At 65.7% G+C, this 16,825-nt stretch carries 13 protein-coding genes; 6 read left to right on the top strand and 7 right to left on the bottom strand.

Annotated elements, in window-relative coordinates; translation table 11 throughout:
- Positions 1–110: 110 nt before the first annotated feature.
- Complete coding sequence (locus tag OSB52_RS03970; RefSeq protein ID WP_266060297.1) at positions 111–725, top strand: TetR/AcrR family transcriptional regulator; 615 nt, start codon at positions 111–113, stop codon at positions 723–725.
- 36 nt (positions 726–761) lie between these two features.
- On the opposite strand, the gene OSB52_RS03975 is transcribed toward OSB52_RS03970, so the two are convergent.
- On the bottom strand, positions 762–2,006 hold the full coding sequence (locus OSB52_RS03975) for an MFS transporter (RefSeq protein ID WP_266060298.1): 1,245 nt from the start codon (positions 2,004–2,006) through the stop codon (positions 762–764).
- A 79-nt stretch (positions 2,007–2,085) separates the two neighbouring features.
- Between OSB52_RS03975 and OSB52_RS03980 the strand changes: the two genes are divergently transcribed.
- Genes OSB52_RS03980 through OSB52_RS24945 form a run of 3 tightly spaced genes read left to right on the top strand, consistent with a single transcriptional unit; the run spans position 2,086 to position 5,862 of the window.
- Positions 2,086–2,706, top strand: coding sequence for a TetR/AcrR family transcriptional regulator (locus OSB52_RS03980; protein WP_372512318.1), 621 nt, complete (start codon positions 2,086–2,088; stop codon positions 2,704–2,706).
- A 9-nt stretch (positions 2,707–2,715) separates the two neighbouring features.
- The gene (locus OSB52_RS03985; protein WP_266060300.1) at positions 2,716–4,128 is read left to right on the top strand and encodes an amidase; all 1,413 of its coding nucleotides are present in this window, start codon (positions 2,716–2,718) and stop codon (positions 4,126–4,128) included.
- Entirely contained in the window at positions 4,129–5,862 is a 1,734-nt protein-coding gene (locus tag OSB52_RS24945) for an outer membrane protein assembly factor BamB family protein (protein ID WP_266060301.1), read from the top strand. It abuts the gene before it with no gap.
- Positions 5,863–5,864: 2 nt separating this feature from the next.
- Here the strand turns inward: OSB52_RS24945 and OSB52_RS03995 are convergent, their stop codons facing one another.
- Entirely contained in the window at positions 5,865–7,733 is a 1,869-nt protein-coding gene (locus OSB52_RS03995) for a hypothetical protein (RefSeq protein WP_266060303.1), read from the bottom strand.
- Between the two features lie 335 nt (positions 7,734–8,068).
- Between OSB52_RS03995 and OSB52_RS04000 the strand changes: the two genes are divergently transcribed.
- Positions 8,069–9,640, top strand: a complete 1,572-nt coding sequence (locus OSB52_RS04000; protein WP_266060305.1) for an outer membrane protein assembly factor BamB family protein — start codon at positions 8,069–8,071, stop codon at positions 9,638–9,640.
- Between the two features lie 481 nt (positions 9,641–10,121).
- Here OSB52_RS04000 and OSB52_RS04010 read toward each other — a convergent pair whose 3' ends face one another.
- The gene (locus tag OSB52_RS04010; RefSeq protein ID WP_266060306.1) at positions 10,122–11,753 is read right to left on the bottom strand and encodes a monocarboxylic acid transporter; all 1,632 of its coding nucleotides are present in this window, start codon (positions 11,751–11,753) and stop codon (positions 10,122–10,124) included.
- A complete protein-coding gene (locus OSB52_RS04015; protein WP_266060308.1) occupies positions 11,750–12,109 on the bottom strand; it encodes a DUF485 domain-containing protein in 360 nt (119 codons plus the stop codon). The genes OSB52_RS04010 and OSB52_RS04015 overlap by 4 nt, the downstream gene beginning before the upstream one ends.
- Before the next feature lie 347 nt (positions 12,110–12,456).
- Between OSB52_RS04015 and OSB52_RS04020 the strand changes: the two genes are divergently transcribed.
- Positions 12,457–13,704: an HNH endonuclease signature motif containing protein gene (locus OSB52_RS04020; RefSeq protein ID WP_266060310.1), complete on the top strand. Its 1,248-nt coding sequence runs from the start codon at positions 12,457–12,459 to the stop codon at positions 13,702–13,704.
- Positions 13,705–13,901: 197 nt separating this feature from the next.
- Here the strand turns inward: OSB52_RS04020 and OSB52_RS04025 are convergent, their stop codons facing one another.
- Genes OSB52_RS04025 through OSB52_RS04035 form a run of 3 tightly spaced genes read right to left on the bottom strand, consistent with a single transcriptional unit; the run spans position 13,902 to position 16,803 of the window.
- On the bottom strand, positions 13,902–15,644 hold the full coding sequence (locus OSB52_RS04025; RefSeq protein WP_266060312.1) for a sodium/solute symporter: 1,743 nt from the start codon (positions 15,642–15,644) through the stop codon (positions 13,902–13,904).
- Positions 15,641–16,021, bottom strand: coding sequence for a hypothetical protein (locus OSB52_RS04030; protein WP_266060313.1), 381 nt, complete (start codon positions 16,019–16,021; stop codon positions 15,641–15,643). Before OSB52_RS04030 ends, OSB52_RS04025 begins: the two co-directional genes overlap by 4 nt.
- Positions 16,018–16,803 carry a LytR/AlgR family response regulator transcription factor gene (locus OSB52_RS04035; RefSeq protein ID WP_266060315.1) on the bottom strand — a complete coding sequence of 262 codons (786 nt, stop codon included), beginning with the start codon at positions 16,801–16,803 and terminating at the stop codon, positions 16,018–16,020. The genes OSB52_RS04030 and OSB52_RS04035 overlap by 4 nt, the downstream gene beginning before the upstream one ends.
- Between the last annotated feature and the right edge of the window lie 22 nt (positions 16,804–16,825).

Here is a 16,825-nt window from a genome sequence, read left to right on the forward strand (position 1 = left end):
GCTGACTAAGCGCTTGCTTAGTGATACTGTGCACTATGCCGCGCCCCGCGGCCCCTGTCAATGTCCGGAGCCGTGCAACCGGCGAAATGTCGAGAACGGAGAACGGGGACATGTCTGTCGTGGAACCGCCGCCCCGTGCCGTCGCGGCACGCTCACGGTTGCTGCGCGCCGCGGTGGAGGCCTTTGCCGCCAAGGGGTTCACCACGACCACCACCCGCGACATCGCCACCGGCGCGCAGATGAGTCCGGCGGCGGTGTACGTGCATTTCAAGTCCAAGGAAGAGGTGCTCTACGAGCTCTCCGACGCCGGGCATCGGTCGTTTCTGCGATTGATCGACGCTTCCGACGACCCCGAGCAGTCGCCCGCCCTCCGGTTGCGGGCCGTGATCGGTGCGCTCGCCGCCCACCACGCCCGCGATCACGTCTGGTCGCGGGTGGTCAATTACGAGTTGGACTCGCTCTCGCCCGAGCATCGCGCGGCCATCGAGGTCATGCGCAAGGAGGTCGCCGCACGAGTCGGCGCGATTGTGGGCGCGGGTATCGCAGACGGGGCCTTCGACGTCGACGACCCGAAGGCGACGACGACGCTGCTGCTGTCGATGGGCGTCGACGTCGCGCGTTGGTACCGGGAATCGGGTGCGATGACACCCGAGCAGATCGGTGAGTTCCATGCAGATATGGCTGCGCGGATCGTCGGTGCTCGGGAGTCCGACGCGGGTACGTGACGTTCGGGACCGAGCGACTGCGTGTGTGCGAGCTCCTCAGCGAGGCGCCGCGATCGCGTGGTCGGCTGCCTCTGCTGCTGAGGCGTCGCGTCGCGTCGACCGGCGTCGCACCGCGTTGACGAGCGCGCCGAGGATCGCCAGCGTCAGGACGTAGGCCACGTACCCGACGACCGTTGCCTGCAGGCCCGCATGGGACACGACGAGCCCGGCCACCACCGCAGGGAGGCTGAACGCGAGGTAGCTGGCGACGAACACCGATGAGAAGACCTGTCCGCGTTGTTGTGTCGGGGTTGCCGCGACGATGCTGTCCAGTGCGCCGAGGAAGGTCGCGGCGAATCCGGATCCGGCCACGATCGAACCTACGACATATAGCGGCAGCGCCTCGGACAGCACGCCCGACAGGGAGATGACCGCACCACCGGTGAGCGCGGGATAGCCGAAGGCCAGCTTGGTGGCGGCTTCGCGACCGGTGATCACCAGAGAAGTGACCGCAGCCGAGGCGAAGAAGGTGAACAGCAGCACGCCTGCCTCGGCGTGGTTCTCGACGCCGAAGACCCGCGCCACCACCGACGACCCGAGCGAAAGGTAGAGCCCGCCGAGCGACCACGTCGCGACCAGCGCGGGCACCGCCGCGACGAACACCCGGCGGACCGACGAGGGGAGGGTCACCTGCGGTGAGAGGGTGGCGACAAGGTGTCGTCGGGAGGTGAAGCCGACGCGCTCGGAGGTTTCGGGGACCACCAGCAACGCTACGAGGAGCGCGGCGAACAGTCCGAGGATCACCTCGTAGACGAGGAACCGTGGTGCCGGTGCGTACTCGACCAGCAGTCCGGCGATCGCGACGCCGCCGGCGAGTCCGATGGCCGGCGCGGCGCCGGTGATGGCAGAGCCGAGGCGGGGAGTTGGCTGCAGGTCCACGACGGTCGCGGTCAGGGTGCCCATCGCGGCGCCGGTGGCAAGGCCTTGCAGGGCGCGTGCGGCCATCAGAACGCCGACGTTGTCGGCCACGACGAACAGCACCATGCTCGCGATCAGCAACGCGAGCGCCACCGCGAGCACCGGACGTCGTCCGATGTGGTCGGAGAGCGCGCCCACCGTGAGCAGGCTGATCAGCATCGTCGCCACGTAGATGGCGAAGACCGCGGTGAGGGTGAATGCGGAGAAGCCCCACAGCTCCTGATAGACGGGATAGAGGGGCGAGGGTGCCGCAGAGGAGAAGAGCACCATCACGAACGTGGCGGTGACCACCCAGAACGCGCGGTGCGGGTGTAACCGGGGCATCGCCACTCCTAAAGCAAAGACATTTGCGTTAGATTCAACGTATCCAGAGGCCGCCACTAAAGCAACTTGATTTGCAATAATGGATCGTATGAGTAGTTCCCATGCCGCCGCATCGCGTCCGGACGCCGGTGATCGGGCGCGTCGGCCCGGCGGACGTAGCGCGCGAGTGCAGTCGGCGGTCTATGCCGCGGTAGGTCAGCTCGTGGGCGCAGGTCGGCGTGACACCATGACGATCCCCGAGGTCGCCGAGTTGGCCGAGGTCAATCCGACCAGTATCTACCGGCGATGGGGTTCCATCGAGGCATTGCTGGGTGAGGTGGCCGTCGCAGCGCTCACCCAGGGTGAGCCGCTACCCGACACCAGCGATCTCGGCGCTGATCTGGCCGAGTGGTCGCGGATCATCGCCGCCGACATCGGTCGGCCCAAGCGCCGCGCCTACCTCCGGGCGATGGTGTTCGCCCGCGATGACGTAGTGGAGGAGTGCCCGTGCTGGGAGATCCGGCGCGAACAGGCCGAACAGATGGTGGATCGGGCCGCCCAGCGCGACGAGGCGACGCCGTCGGTGCGGCAGATCCTCGACCATGTCATCGCGCCCCTGTATCACCACGCGGTGTTCGGCCTGGGGCTCGACGACACCTACGCCGCGACGCTGGCCGCCGATGTCATGCGCATGACCGAATCGCGCGGCACATCGCGCTAGGGTCGGCGCATGCGACACGTGCATGCCTTCGGCGATGATGCTCTCGGCGATCGGGACGGGGTCGGCATCGCCACCGCGATCGCCGGCGGGGAGATATCGGCCGCTGAGGCGTTGGAGGCCGCTCTGGCCCGCATCGATGCGGTAGAGCCGCATCTGAATGCGGTCGCCGTCGACGATCGCGAGCGGGCCCGCAAGCGGGCGGTCGGGGAGGGCATTCCCGGCGGATCGTTCGCCGGAGTCCCGTCGATCATCAAGAACAACACCCTGTTCGAGGGGTTGCCCGTGGGCAACGGGTCGGCCGCGATGCCCGATCTGCCGGCAAAGGGCAACGAGCCGTTCACCGAGCAGTTGTTGTCGACCGGCGTGAACATCGTCGGCGCCTCGACATTGCCGGCCTTCGGGCTCACCGCGACCACGGAGTTCGTCGACCGCGAACCCACCCGAAACCCCTGGAACACCGACTATTCGGCGGGCGCATCGTCGGGAGGCTCGGCCGCATTGGTTGCCGCCGGGGCGCTGCCGCTGGCCCACGGCAACGATGGTGGCGGCTCGATCCGGATACCGGCTGCGGCGTGCGGGCTGGTCGGGCTGAAGCCGTCGCGCGGGCGTGTCGAACCGTCGCCGACCGGACGCATCCTGCCAGTCGACATCATCTCCAACGGCATCCTGAGTCGAACCGTGCGTGACACCGCGCATTTCATCGACGATGCCGAACGTTTCCGCGCGCCCGAAGGCCTGCCCCGCGTCGGGCTGGTGGAAGGGCCGGGAACGCGCCGGTTGCGTATCGGACTGATCACCGACACCGTTACCGGCGCCCCGATCGACGACGACACCGCCACTGCGATGACCGAGGTGGTCGAACTGTTGACGTCGCTCGGCCACCACGTGGAATCGACCCCGGTCCCGCTGGACGAGACCTTCGTCCGGCAATTCACCGACTACTGGTCGATGCTCGCCTTCACCATGGACCGCGCCGGAAAACTCATGGTCGGCAAGGACTTCGACAAAGCGGCCCTGGACCCGTTCACTCGGGGACTTGCGCGGCGATACGCGCGGGCGTTCTGGCGCACCCCGGCGACGATCATCGGGCTCAAACGGGCCACAGCGAAGTTCCGCACCGTCTTTGACCGCTTCGACCTGCTGCTGTCGCCGACGCTGTCGCACACCGTCCCACGGATCGGCTACCTCGATCCCGGCGGCGACTTCGACGTGATCTTCGAGCGGCTCGTGCACTACGTCGCCTACACGCCTGCGAACAATACGTCGGGCACGCCAGCGATGAACCTGCCGCTGGGACGGACCTCCGACGGCCGGCCGCTGGGCATCCACTTCGGCGCCGACCTGGGGCGGGAGCGGCTGTTGCTGGAGCTGGCGTTCGAACTTGAAGCGGCACAGCCGTTCGCGCGGATTCAGGAGAGCTGAGTGCGGCGGACTGTCTCCGACGCCGTGTGGCGTGGGATCTGGGTTGCGTGTGCCGCGGGCCTGGCTATCGGTGCAGTTCTGATTGCGCTGTACGCCTTTGTGTCTCGTCGGCCGGACCGATTGATCGGTGGGGATCTGACCTCGGCGACGACTTTTCTCGGGGCGTCCTTGGCGTTGGTGTGCGTGGTCGCGTTGATCATCGCCACCGTGGGCTTGTTGATGATCCGTGGCCGTGAGATGGCTGTGCCCGCAGCGCTGCTTCTTTTCGCATGTGCCGGGGTCACAGCCTGGGTGTACCTCGCCGATGTCACGGACGCCGCGCGGTCCGCTTTGTCCGTGCCAGGTGCAGGTCCGGTCATTTCGATCGCGCAGCTTTCCTGGCTCGTGCTGGCGTGTTCGGCTCTCGCGCTACTCGCAGGATCGGTGCTGCCTCAGCCTGAATCAGGCGTCCGAGGTGCTCCGTTTGTGCTTGTCGCGGCGTGTGTCATCGTGACGGTGATCGTGCCGATCGCGGTGGGTGGCGCTGCGGTAGCCAGAGCAAGCGATGAGACGTCGGTGCAGGCGGTGCCGATTCCGGCTGTGCCGACGACAGTCGGGTCGCAGGTCGCCTATCGGTTGGAGAGCGCGGATCCGATGCAGGTGATACCTGCCGGACCGGGTTTCGTCACCAACGACGGCGACAGGGTGACCGCGTACGACGGCGGAACCGGGGCTCGTCGGTGGACTACGTCGGCCGACGTGCGTGACAATTGTTCGTCAAATGGAGTGAGGTCGACGGGCACGACGCCGACGAGCGTCGTGTTGATCGGTTGTACCGAGTACTTCGAGGACGACGTGACCTATAGCTATATCACCGGCGTGGATGCGATGACCGGTGAGCATCTATGGACCAATGCCGAGAACTGGACGGTGCGGGCACGTGCCGTCACCACTGGTGCAGCCGTCGCGGTACTCCGTAATCCCTACGGTGATACCGAGATCGGTTCGTTGGATGCCAGAACCGGAGCGATCTTGTGGAGCCGGTCCGCGCCGAGTTGCTTCGACCCCGTTGGCATGGCGACAGCCGATCATTCGGTCGTTGTTGTCGAGTCGTGTCAGGAGCGTGGTCGGGTGGCCGTCCACGTGTTCGAGGCGACTACTGGGAATGAGCGGCGGGTGCGGCTGGCGGTATCCCCCGATCTGGTGGCGGCGCAGCGCCTTCACGCTGAGATCTTTGCGGTCAACGACGATTCCGTGGCAATTCAGATGTGGCCAGACGACGAGTACAGCCGGGAATCGGCGGTTATTGTCAATGCCGCTAACGCGACCTACAGATCACATCCTGGCGATGTTTCAGCTCCCAGCACCAGTGATCTGCAGGACGACCGCTATCCCGGCCCGTTGACCCAGCTGGTCGACAGTTCGTATCCGGACTATGTGGAACTGCTGATGATGCCCGGTGGGCAGACTCGACGGATTTCAGATGTACGGATGACTGTTATCGACGACGATGTGGCCGACGATCAGCTCTGGGCGGAGATCGGTGACCAGGTCGCCACCGCCGCAAGCTTCGACGAGAACTACGAGCTCGTTGTTGTTTCCGGTGACACGATCGTGGAACGACGTTCGTCGCCATGTGGCGACGAAACCGCGGGTGGGATCACTGCGGTCCCTGGTTCGGTCGTGCTCGTGTGTTACCCGGGTCGCCGCGACGAGCCCCGTCGTCGGGGAGTCGAGATCCTGGGCCTGCGCTGAGGTTAGTTCATGGCCGTGAGTTCATTCCCGCAGCCGATCAGTAAGGCCCCCGGCATCAACTGCGGAAGCCCGCCGTCATATGAACTGCACGGATTCGGCAGCAGGGTGTGTTCGCCGGCCTCGTCGACAACCCACGCGGAATAGTCCCATCGTGCGGCGCCCACCCGTGAATCAGCAATATCTACAGGTGTTTCCGCTGCGGCGCCCAGCCAGCTGTCGCCGAGCGCCACCCAGGGTGGTGAACCGCTGTAGGTTTTGTCACCCACGTAAAGTCCGGTGGGAGTTGTTGTGCGAGAGCCACTGTCGAAGATCGACAGTGAGTAGTTCCCATGCCCCATGCGGTACGTTTGCACGAGTATTGAACTTTCGTCGATGAACCGGGCGGTAGCAGCGTCCGGGAAGCGGTGGACGACGCGGCCGGTTCCGATGTCGACGAGCGCCTGCACTCCGTCTGTGTAGGGACCCGATGTTGGCCTGAAGGTCACCACAGCGTGGGTACCCCTTGTATCTGCCAGAGACACAATGGTGTCCTGCGCAATGTCGATCCCAAGGTACGATTCTCGGATCTCGCGGAGTGCATCGCCGGTCCTCGGATCGAGAACTGATGCGATGAGGTCGGGGTCGCCGTCGCACGTCGTCATGACGATTGCGTTGTCGGCGGCGCGGGCCCGGGTTTCGCAGTGGTCCGGGAGGGGGCGGGTCCACATAACCTCGCCGGTTCGCGGTGAGATCGCGGTCCACTGTTCGTGTGGAGCGGCGACCGTGGTCGCCGGTGCCTCATCGGACTGATCGCGCAGGAGAAGCACGTCGTCGGCGACCATGACAAACGGTTGGCGTGAGTCAAGCAGCGACGTAAACCATTTGGTCCACAAACGTTCGCCGGTGGTGGCATCAAGGCCGATGAACGGTTCTCCCGCTATACCTTGCTGGCCTTGACCGGAAATGTGCGCAATCAGCACAGAGGACTCGCCGGTGCCGGTGGACGTCAAATCCAGCACGTCACTATTGCGCGCGGCGAACCACCACAGCCGCTCGCCGTCCGAGCCGCCGTGTCCCTCGATGGTCTCGTGGCTCTTGGTGGCGACACCATCGGTATGAGAAGCGACCACCGCGTATCCCGCCCCGGCGATCGTGAAGTCGCGGGAGGGCTCGATTGTGTACCCTTCTCGGCCGGGGCTATCAGGCAGCGGTGGGATCGACACGCCAGCAGCGGTTTCGCCTTCGTATGGCGAGGGCCGGTAGGTGGCGATGGCGAGCGTCGCGCTACCGATTACCGCGGCCGCAAGCAGCGTCGCTATCGCTGTGCGCATTGGTCTACGGGGAACGGGTTCGTCCGACAACAGGTAATAGAACGGCAAGTAGGAGCGGGCAGCGACGACCGCCAGCGCAACGAGGGCGATGCACGAGATCACCCACGCGACACTGGCGGCGGACTGGACGTTGCTCGAACCGGGGATTGCCTGTTCGGTGGCGGCGCCCTGGAATACATCCCTGCTGTCCGATCGACGCCACGCGACGAACCCGGCGATGGCGGCGGCCACGAGCGTCGGGGACGTGTACGCCATGAACTTGGTCCGCGTACTGTTCACGGCCCGGTAGGCGCCGGCAGTGAGATATGCGACGACCAGCCCCGCGGTCACACCGACCATTGCCGTCGTCTGACGTAGAACGGACAGCGTGTCGTTGAGCCCATCGATCACTACAGGTGTCGTGCGATTCAACCACGCCCAGCCCAACGTCCCAAGCGCGACCACGGGCAACCCAACCACGATGCCGAGTGACAAACCCGGCTGCGGCATCACCTGGTTATGTTCGGCTCCAACGGCGTCGTCGTCGGGGCGATTGAGCTCTTCCTTTGTCTCTACCGGCACGGAATGAGCGTATCGGCCGCGCGCACCTGGTCATTCGCTCGGACGACAGCGCGAGGCGCTTTCCGCGCTGATGCGGCACTCTCGTGCCAGGATCCCGCATTGGTTGTGGGGGAGGGATGGGCTCAGGCAGTAGAGCCTGGGTCTTGCAGCGAATCGATCGGGGGGTGAGGGCCATGTGGCGCGTCGTCTGTGTGGGAACGGCCGTAGGCACCACTGTCGGCGCAACCGTTCTGGCGGTTCTTGCACTCGTGCTCCGGAAGCCTGCCAATCGAGTTGGAGGTGACTTCCACGCCGCAACCACGTACCTGGCGGTTTCGCTCGGTATCGGTCTGACGGTGGGCGCGACCGTCATCGTGCTCGCTGGGGTGTTGGTGCACGGACGACCGATGACGATGCCGGCGGCAGGGTTGGCCGCAAGTGCCACAGCGCTGGCGGCGTTTGTCTTTCTGGGCGAATCCGCGCCGGCCGCTGTATCCGTGCTCTCAGGGCCGGGTGCGCATTCGGTGGTCGTGCTCTCCCGGACGGCTTGGGTGCTCTACGCCGTGGCATCGCTGGCGTTACTCGCCGCCTCGCTCACCCATGACGTTCGCGCGACCCCTGGGCAGAAGCGCCGATGGGCGGGACCCATCATCGGACTCGTCGTCGCTTTGGTGGTGACCCTTTTTGGCGTCGCGACCGGGTCGGGTACGGGGGCCGACGCCGCACAGGCAGAACCGATCGCCATACCGGCGATCCCGACTTCGCTCGGTCAGAATGTGGCTTACAGACTCCGGAGCGCGCTCTCGCAGCGCGTGGTCCCGGCCGGCCCTGGATTCGTCACCGTCGACGAGGAAGCCGTAACCGCCTACGACGGAGCAACCGGTCGGAAACGCTGGCGGTTCTCGACCGACGGACTCTCGGAGGAATGCTTCCCCTATTCGGCGTGGTCCACCGGGACCGACGCCGAAAGCGTCGTCATCGTGCAATGTGCCGACGACGATGAGTACACGCCTGCCGCGCTCGATGAGCAGTCCGATGCCGGCCTCACCGCATTCGACGCGATGACCGGCCGACACCTGTGGACCAACTCCGAGGGCTGGGCAATACGGGCGCGAGCGGTGTCGGATGGCGACGGAGCCGTCGGTGTGGTGCGTGGCGAGGGTACTGATGCGCGGATCGGCGCCCTCAACATCCGGACCGGACACGTTCGATGGAGTCGGCCGGTGCGTGAGTGCGCGGACCTCTGGAGCGCCACCACCGTGACCAGCTCGGTGGTCGTGCTCGAGCTGTGCCCGGGACCGAAGGATGTCTCGGCCGTCTCTTTTGACATGGAAACCGGTACGCCACAACGGATACGGGTCGACCTCTCCCGATGGGCAGGTGTCGACGCCGCCATCATGTGGGACGTTCTCGCGGTGATGGGGTCGCGAATAGCGGTCCGCTACACCTTGGATCGGGGTCGGCACAACGAGGCCCTGGCCATCGTCGACACCGCGACGGCGACGGCGAGAGTCGACTGGGGACAGGTTGACTGGCTTCACCTGTCTCCGGAGGAGGGACTGATTCCGGGCGACGTGGCGGAGCTGATGGCGCACCCCGGTGATGATTTCACCGACGTGCTGACGATGCCCGCCGGTGAACGACGCCGGATCGATGGCCTCGAAGCTTGGACTTCATGGTCGAGCCCGGCGCTGAACCTTGCTCGGTGGGCGACGGTTGGTGAGGAGTTGATGACGGCAACGGAGTTCGCCGTCGACGGACTGTACCGGCTGGTGACGGTGCACCCCGACAACTCGATTAGTCGACGACCCTCACCGTGTGGCCGACGACCCGGCGGTATCACTCCGGTTCCGGGCGCCGTTCTGATGCTCTGCCGGCGTTCTGACAACGACGATAGTTCGGGTGTCGAGATCATCGCGTTGCGCTGAGCAGACCCGGCAGCCAATGTGTGGGCGCTCACGCTGATCCTCTGTGTAACTGTGAACCCAGGCGGCCCGGTGCTTGTCTTCGGCCACGGACTATTCGTGGAGGTCGTCAATGGCGCAAGGTGATTTCCGGCCTTCCTGAGTATCGATGCATTACAACGATGTTGACAGTGGTTGCACATCGGGAGCCGATGCGCCCCTGGGCCGATCTCTCCGAGCAGGGAATAGCCGGCGGACCAACCCGAGCGCATGGTCCAGGCATCGCACGATTTCGTCGGCTTGGTCCGCCTGCCGTGGGTCGTCTTCGCCCGCGCGGGTCGGCCGAGAAAACGCAGGTCGTCGACCGCCCGCGCGATCCGAGCCAACCCGCGCGACCCGAGCCGACCTGCGTTGATCCTGGCCGTCGGTGCCGACGACGCACATCGTTCCCGCTCCCTCAAGCGAGAGAGCGGGAACGAAGCGGTGGAACGGAACCCCGCGAAACCTAGTGCGCGACCGCCTTTTCCGCACCGACACCGGTCAGCGAGCGAACTTCCATCTCCGCGTTACGTTCCGGGGTGCCGGCATCCTTCGGCGTGGTCAGCGTGCCGACGATGCCGAGCAGGAAGCCCACCGGGATGGAGATGATGCCCGGATTGGACAGCGGGAACCAGGCGAAGTCGGCGCCGGGAATCATCGCGGTCGCCGATCCGGAAACGGCCGGCGAGAAGATGATCAGCACGATCGTCGAGATCAGGCCGCCGTAGATGCTCCACAGCGCACCGCGGGTGTTGAACCGCTTCCAGTACAGCGAGTACAGGATCGTCGGCAGGTTCGCGGCTGCGGCGATGGCGAACGCCAGGGCCACCAGGAAGGCGATGTTCTGACCGTTGGCCAGGATGCCGAGGATGATCGCCATGATGCCCAGCACCACAACGGTGTAGCGCGACACCTTCACCTGGTCGTCCTCGCTGGCCTGGCCGCGCTTGATGACACTGCCGTAGATGTCATGGGCGAACGACGCAGACGCGGTGATGGCCAGGCCGGCGACCACGGCGAGGATGGTCGCGAACGCCACCGCCGAGATGATGCCGAGCAGTACCACGCCACCGAGTTCGAAGGCCAGCAGCGGTGCTGCCGAGTTCTGTCCGCCTGCGGCGTTCATGATCTCGTCCGGGCCGACCAAGGCGGCGGCGCCGTAGCCGAGAATCAGGGTGAACAGGTAGAACGCGCCGATCAGCGCGATGGCCCACACCACCGACCTGCGTGCTTCCTTGGCCGTCGGCACTGTGTAGAAGCGCATCAGCACGTGCGGCAGACCTGCGGTACCGAGCACCAGGGCGATCGCCAGCGAGATGAAGTTGATCTGCGACGAGAGCGATCCGCCGTATTGGGCGCCGGGGGCGAGAACGTCACGGGCGGCGACCTTCTCATCCGACGACCCGGTGATCGCATCCTGTGCAGAGCCGAGGATGCTGGACACGTTCATACCGAACTTCGCCAACACGATGAACGTCATGACCGCGGCACCGGTGATCAGCAGGACGGCCTTGATGATCTGCACCCACGTGGTGCCCTTCATACCGCCGATGAGGACGTAGACGATCATCAGCGCACCGACGATGGCGATCACGATCGACTGGCCGACGCGGCTCTCGATGTCGAGCAGCAGCGCCACCAGACCGCCGGCGCCGGCCATCTGGGCGAGGAGATAGAACAGCGACACCATCAGCGTGGAGATGGCCGCGGCCAACCGCACCGGACGCTGGCGCAGTCGGAAGCTCAGCACGTCGGCCATGGTGAATTTGCCGGTGTTGCGGAGCAATTCGGCCACCAGCAGCAGGGCGACGAGCCATGCGACCAGGAAGCCGATGGAGTAGAGGAAGCCATCGTAGCCGTAGACGGCGATGGCGCCGGCGATGCCGAGGAAGCTGGCCGCCGACAGATAGTCGCCGGCAATGGCAATGCCGTTCTGTGGGCCGGAGAAGCCACGGCCGCCAGTGAAGAAGTCAGCTGCGGACTTGTTGTTCTTGCTCGCCCGGATCACCACGTACATGGTGACGGCGACGAACGCTACGAAGATGGAGATGTTGGCGACCGGGTTGCCGACGGACGCAGCCAGATTGATCGTGGTCATGCGCTGATCTCGCTTTCCATCTTCTCGCGGATAGCGGTGGCCCGCGGGTCGAGGTCACGGTTGGCGAACCGTACGTAGAGCCCAGTGATCACGAAGGTCGTGACAAATTGCAGCAGGCCCAGGATCAGGCCGATGTTGATATCGCCCCAAACCTTTGTGCCCATGAAGTCGGTGGCGAACGCCCCGAGCAGCACATAGAGCGCGTACCACAGCAGGAAGAACGCCGTCAGCGGAAAGACGAACCGGCGCAGTCGATGCCGCAGGTCTTGGAATTCCGGGCTGGCCTGGACTTCCAGCCACTGCTCGCCGGTCGGCGAATGCGACGCCGAGCCGGGCGGATGTTCGATCGTGGACACGCCTACCTCCTGAATGTCTGTGATGACTCTCGACTGGCAAGCGTATTGAGGTGCAAGTCACAGCAGAATGGGGTGTTGTGGGTCACACGGCGAAGTAGTGAGACTGTGCGACGGACGGTCGATGGCGGCCGACGAGCGGTTGGGTGGGGAACCCCTCGCCAAGTCTCGCGGCCGCACAGGGGGCATGAGGCGAGTGCCTCAGCCCGCCGCCCCCTCGCTGGTTGAGCAGCGGCGTGCGAGCTTGCGAGCCCGCCGCATATCGAAACCACCCCACCCGCTCAAAAATCTTCTGCACTATTTTCAAGAAACTCCTTGACATCGAACTGGTGTTCGACCATAGTGGAGTCATGGGAGCTTCGGGGGATCTCACCACCATCACTGATTCTGTTCGTGACCTGCACTTTGCCGACGATATGTCGGGGCGTGCGGCGTTTGATGCGATGACCGCTCTGGTCACGTTGCGTAATCTGATCGACCATCACGCTGCGACGGTGGTCGGCCATCTGGACCGACTGGGTGTGGCCCGCGACCACGGCCGCAAACTCAGTGAACTGTTGATCGTGATGGGGCTCGCGCCGGCGGTCGCGTCCCGTCTGATCCGTATCGCCACTGCCCGTGCGCAGCTGCCCACTCTGGGCGCGCATGCCGCCGATGGGGCGATCTCCGCCGAACATGTGGATGCGGTGGGTAAAGGGGTCGATCATGTCGGGAAAAGATCGGCGGAACCGCTCGACGATGTGGCGCGTCTAAACATCGTGACCGAACTTCTCGCCCAATTCTTTTCCGGCGCCACCCCCGCCGACATCGGTAAACGTGCGCGTCGTCTGGGCAACCAGGCCGCCGCCGACACCGGTGGGTTACCGGCATCCGAGGACCGCAACCTCAACGCGCTCGTCCACGATGTCGATGGTGACGGGCGGCTGCAGGTACGCGCCGACCTCAACACCGAAGTCGGCGAAAAATTCTCGGCCGCGATGGAAGAGCTGGCGGCTCCGCGCCCTGAACCCGACGGCTCACCGGATGCGCGTTCCACCGAGCGCCGGCATGCCGACGCCCTCGAAGCGTTGCTGGATATCGCTGCCCGCAGCGGTGATGCGGCCTCGGCGCCCCGTCACCAGATGCTGGTGTCGGTGCCCGCCGATACCCCGGATCTGGCCGAACTGCCGTTCATGGGGTCGATCTCCGAAGCCATGCTGCGCACCCTGACCTGTGACACCACCGCGACGGTCGCGATCGTCGATGGTGAGGCGGTGCCGATGGAGATGAGTAAAGACAAACGCCTGTTCCCAGCGTATCTGCGTAAGGCGTTGCACAAGCGGGATCAGTGTTGCATCAAATGCGGCGTGGCGGCCTCCCGCTGCCAAGGCCATCATATTGTGCATTGGGCTGATGGTGGAATCACGGTGTTGGACAACGGCTGTCTGCTGTGCCCGTCGTGTCATGCCGACATCCACCACAACGGGTGGCAGGTGATCATGGGCCACGACCGACATCCCTGGCTCATCCCACCCGTCGCTGTCGACCCGCACCGGCGGCCGATACCGGCCTACAACCGACGCACCCTCAACCTCGACAACCTACCCGCCGCCGCCTGAGCCACGCTGACCGGCGAGTAGGTCACGCAGCCAAGTCTTCCCACGCACCCGATCCCGGTCGGGACCGCAACCGTCCCTTGAGAACTCCATAGAGTGAACCAACGGCGCCGCAACGGTGTCGCGTACCCGACGGCCACATCGGTTGCACAACAACCCATGTGGTGCGCGGTACGCGACACTGTACGCCGGCCGACCGCCTACTCGCTCGGCAGGCGCTCGATCCCCATGCCCAACCGCTCCGGCACGTGCATGCGGGCGAAGGTCCGTGCCAGATCGTCGGGCACTCGGCGACGGGTCGCGAGACTCACCCCGATCATCGTCGCGAACGCCAGTGGCACGGTCACCGCGGCCGGATAGCCGATGATCTCCGCGGGCCAACCGCCGAGCACGTCGTTGCTCACCACCCCGGCGATCGCAAGGCTGGTCGCGGCACCCGAACTCACGCCGCCGACGATGAGCCCGGCAACCGCGCCGGGCGCGGTCAGGCCGCGCCACCAGATGCCCAGCACCAGAAGAGGGCACAACGTCGATGCGGCGACGGCGAACACCAGCCCGACCGTCCGCGACAACTCCAGCGACGACGCCGCCAGCGAGAGACCGATCGGGATGACACCGCCGATGAGCGCGGCGATGCGGAAGTCGCGCACTCGTCCGCGCAGCACGTCCGTGGACAACGCGCCTGCGACGCTGACCAGCAACCCCGACGAGGTAGCGAGGAACGCCGCGATGGCACCAGCGGCCACCAACGCCGCCAGGATCTGCCCGGCCAGCCCCCCGACGGCGGCAGCGGGCAGCAACAACACCGCGGCATCGGACGTACCGGTGATCAGCAACTGCGGTACATACAGGCGTGCGAGGACCCCCAACACGGTCGGGAACAGATAGAACAGCGACAGCAGCGCGATGACCGCCAGCGCAGTGCGTCGCGATGACCGCCCGTCCGGGTTGGTGTAGAACCGCACCAGCACGTGCGGCAAGCCCATTGTCCCCAGAAAGGTGGCGATGATCAGCGACAACACCTCGAACAGGGGCTGACGTCCACCCAACCCGCCGCCCGAGGCGATCCAGCCCTCACCAGTCGTCGGCGCACCATCCACGACCGGGGTTGCCGCGCCGGCCTCGAGTCGGATGACACTGCCCGCGCCGACCTCGTGGGTGCCGATGCTGGGGAACGGCGCGGCGTCCACATCCGCGCCGTCGAGGGTGCCTGTGATGAGTAGTCCGTCGACCTCGGGGACGGTCATCGTGACCGGGGTGGTGACATTCACCGTGGTCGCCTGATCCACCCGCGGCGGCACCGGATCTCCCAACGCCGCACGGTCGGTGAGAAACACGCCGAGCAACACCAGAGCGGGCACCGCGATGGCGGTCAGTTTGAGCCAATACTGAAACGCCTGCACAAAGGTGATCGACCGCATGCCGCCGCCGACCACGTTGACGATGACGATGGTCCCCACGGCGACCGCACCCACCCACACCGGTGCGCCGAGCAGGATGTTCAGGGTCAGCCCGGCACCTTGCAGCTGCGGGATCAGGTAGAGCACGCACACCACCACGACCACGGTCATCGACGTCAGGCGTGCGGCGCGGGAGTTCAGTCGGAACTCGGCGAAGTCGGGCACGGTATAGGCGCCGGATCGGCGCAGCGGTGCCGCGACGAACAGCAGCAGCCCCAAATAGCCGGCGGTGAATCCGATCGGATACCACAGGGCATCGGCCCCATATTTGGCGACGAGCCCGGCGACACCGAGAAAGGATGCGGCCGAGAGGTACTCGCCGGACACCGCGGCAGCATTCCATCGCGGTCCGACACTGCGGGAGGCCACCAGGAAGTCCGAGGTGGTGCGCGACAGTCGGCCACCGTAGGCGCCAACGGCGACGGTGGCGATGGCCGCCAGCCCCAGGGCGATCGCGGTGAGGGCGTCGACGTCGGTGTTCATTCGTGGTCGGTCTCGTCGTCGACGACCCGTAGGAAGTCACGCTCGGCCTGCTCGGCGAAGTGCACATAGATCCGACCGGCCACATAGAGCAGCGGATAGAGCGCGAACACCAGCACCAACCAGTTCAGGCGCACGCCGAGGATCTCGACCGAGGTCAGCCACGGAAACACGGTGCCGGTCAACGGGATCGCCACGATCACGACGATCACGGCCGCTGCCAGCCGCAACGCGATCCCCAGCTGCGCGCGCATCAAACCGCGGACCAGCGCGTCACCCACCTCGGTCTGCTCCTGCACCTCGACGCGGGTGCGCATCATGCGGGCGTTGCGACGCTGTGACAGCACGACCCGTTCGCGGCGGGGTGGCTGTTCGGTCATGGCTCGCCGTCGGAACGATACTGGCGCATGGGATCGCGGATCAGCAGATCCTTGAGTTCGCGCAGTTGGCGTCGGCTCACCGGCAACTCGACGGCCTCCGAGGCGCCGTTGGCACGTACCGCCACCACCGTCGACGACCCGGTGGCGCGCAGACCGGTGACCATCGGCAACGCCACCAGATAGGAGCGGTGCACCCGCTGAAATCCGTGATCCTGCCAGCGGGTGGCTAACGTGGACAGCGGAATCCGCACCAGATGTGCGCCGGTGTCGGAGTGCAGTCGGGCATAGTCGCCGACCGCCTCCACCCAGGAGATGCTGTCGCGGCGAACCAGTGAGGTCACCCCGGACATCTCCACCGGGATGACCTCGTCGGTGGCGCCGGCGCGAACCGCCGGATCGGAAGTGCGTGGCGCGGTGTCGCGACCGGCGAGCACACGTGTGATCGCCTGCTCGAGTCGTTGCTCACGTAGTGGTTTCAGCAAGTAGTCGACGGCACCGACGTCGAAGGCGTCGACCGCCTTGTCGTCGTGCGCGGTCACGAACACCACCTGCGGGGGTTCGGCGTACTGCCGCAAAACCCCGGCGAGTTCCAGACCGCTCAGACCGGGCATGTTGATGTCCAGGAAGATGGCGTCGATACGCCGCTCGCTGAGTTCGCGCAGGGCGTGCGTGGCGTCGCCTGCCGTATGCACCTCGCCGACCTCGGGTTGGTTTCCGAGCAGGTAGGCCAGTTCGTCGAGCGCCGGCGGTTCGTCGTCGACGGCGAGGACGACGAGGGTCATCGGCCACCTCCTTGCACCACCG

This window comes from Gordonia aquimaris, from assembly GCF_026262595.1.
GTDB lineage: Bacteria > Actinomycetota > Actinomycetes > Mycobacteriales > Mycobacteriaceae > Gordonia > Gordonia tangerina.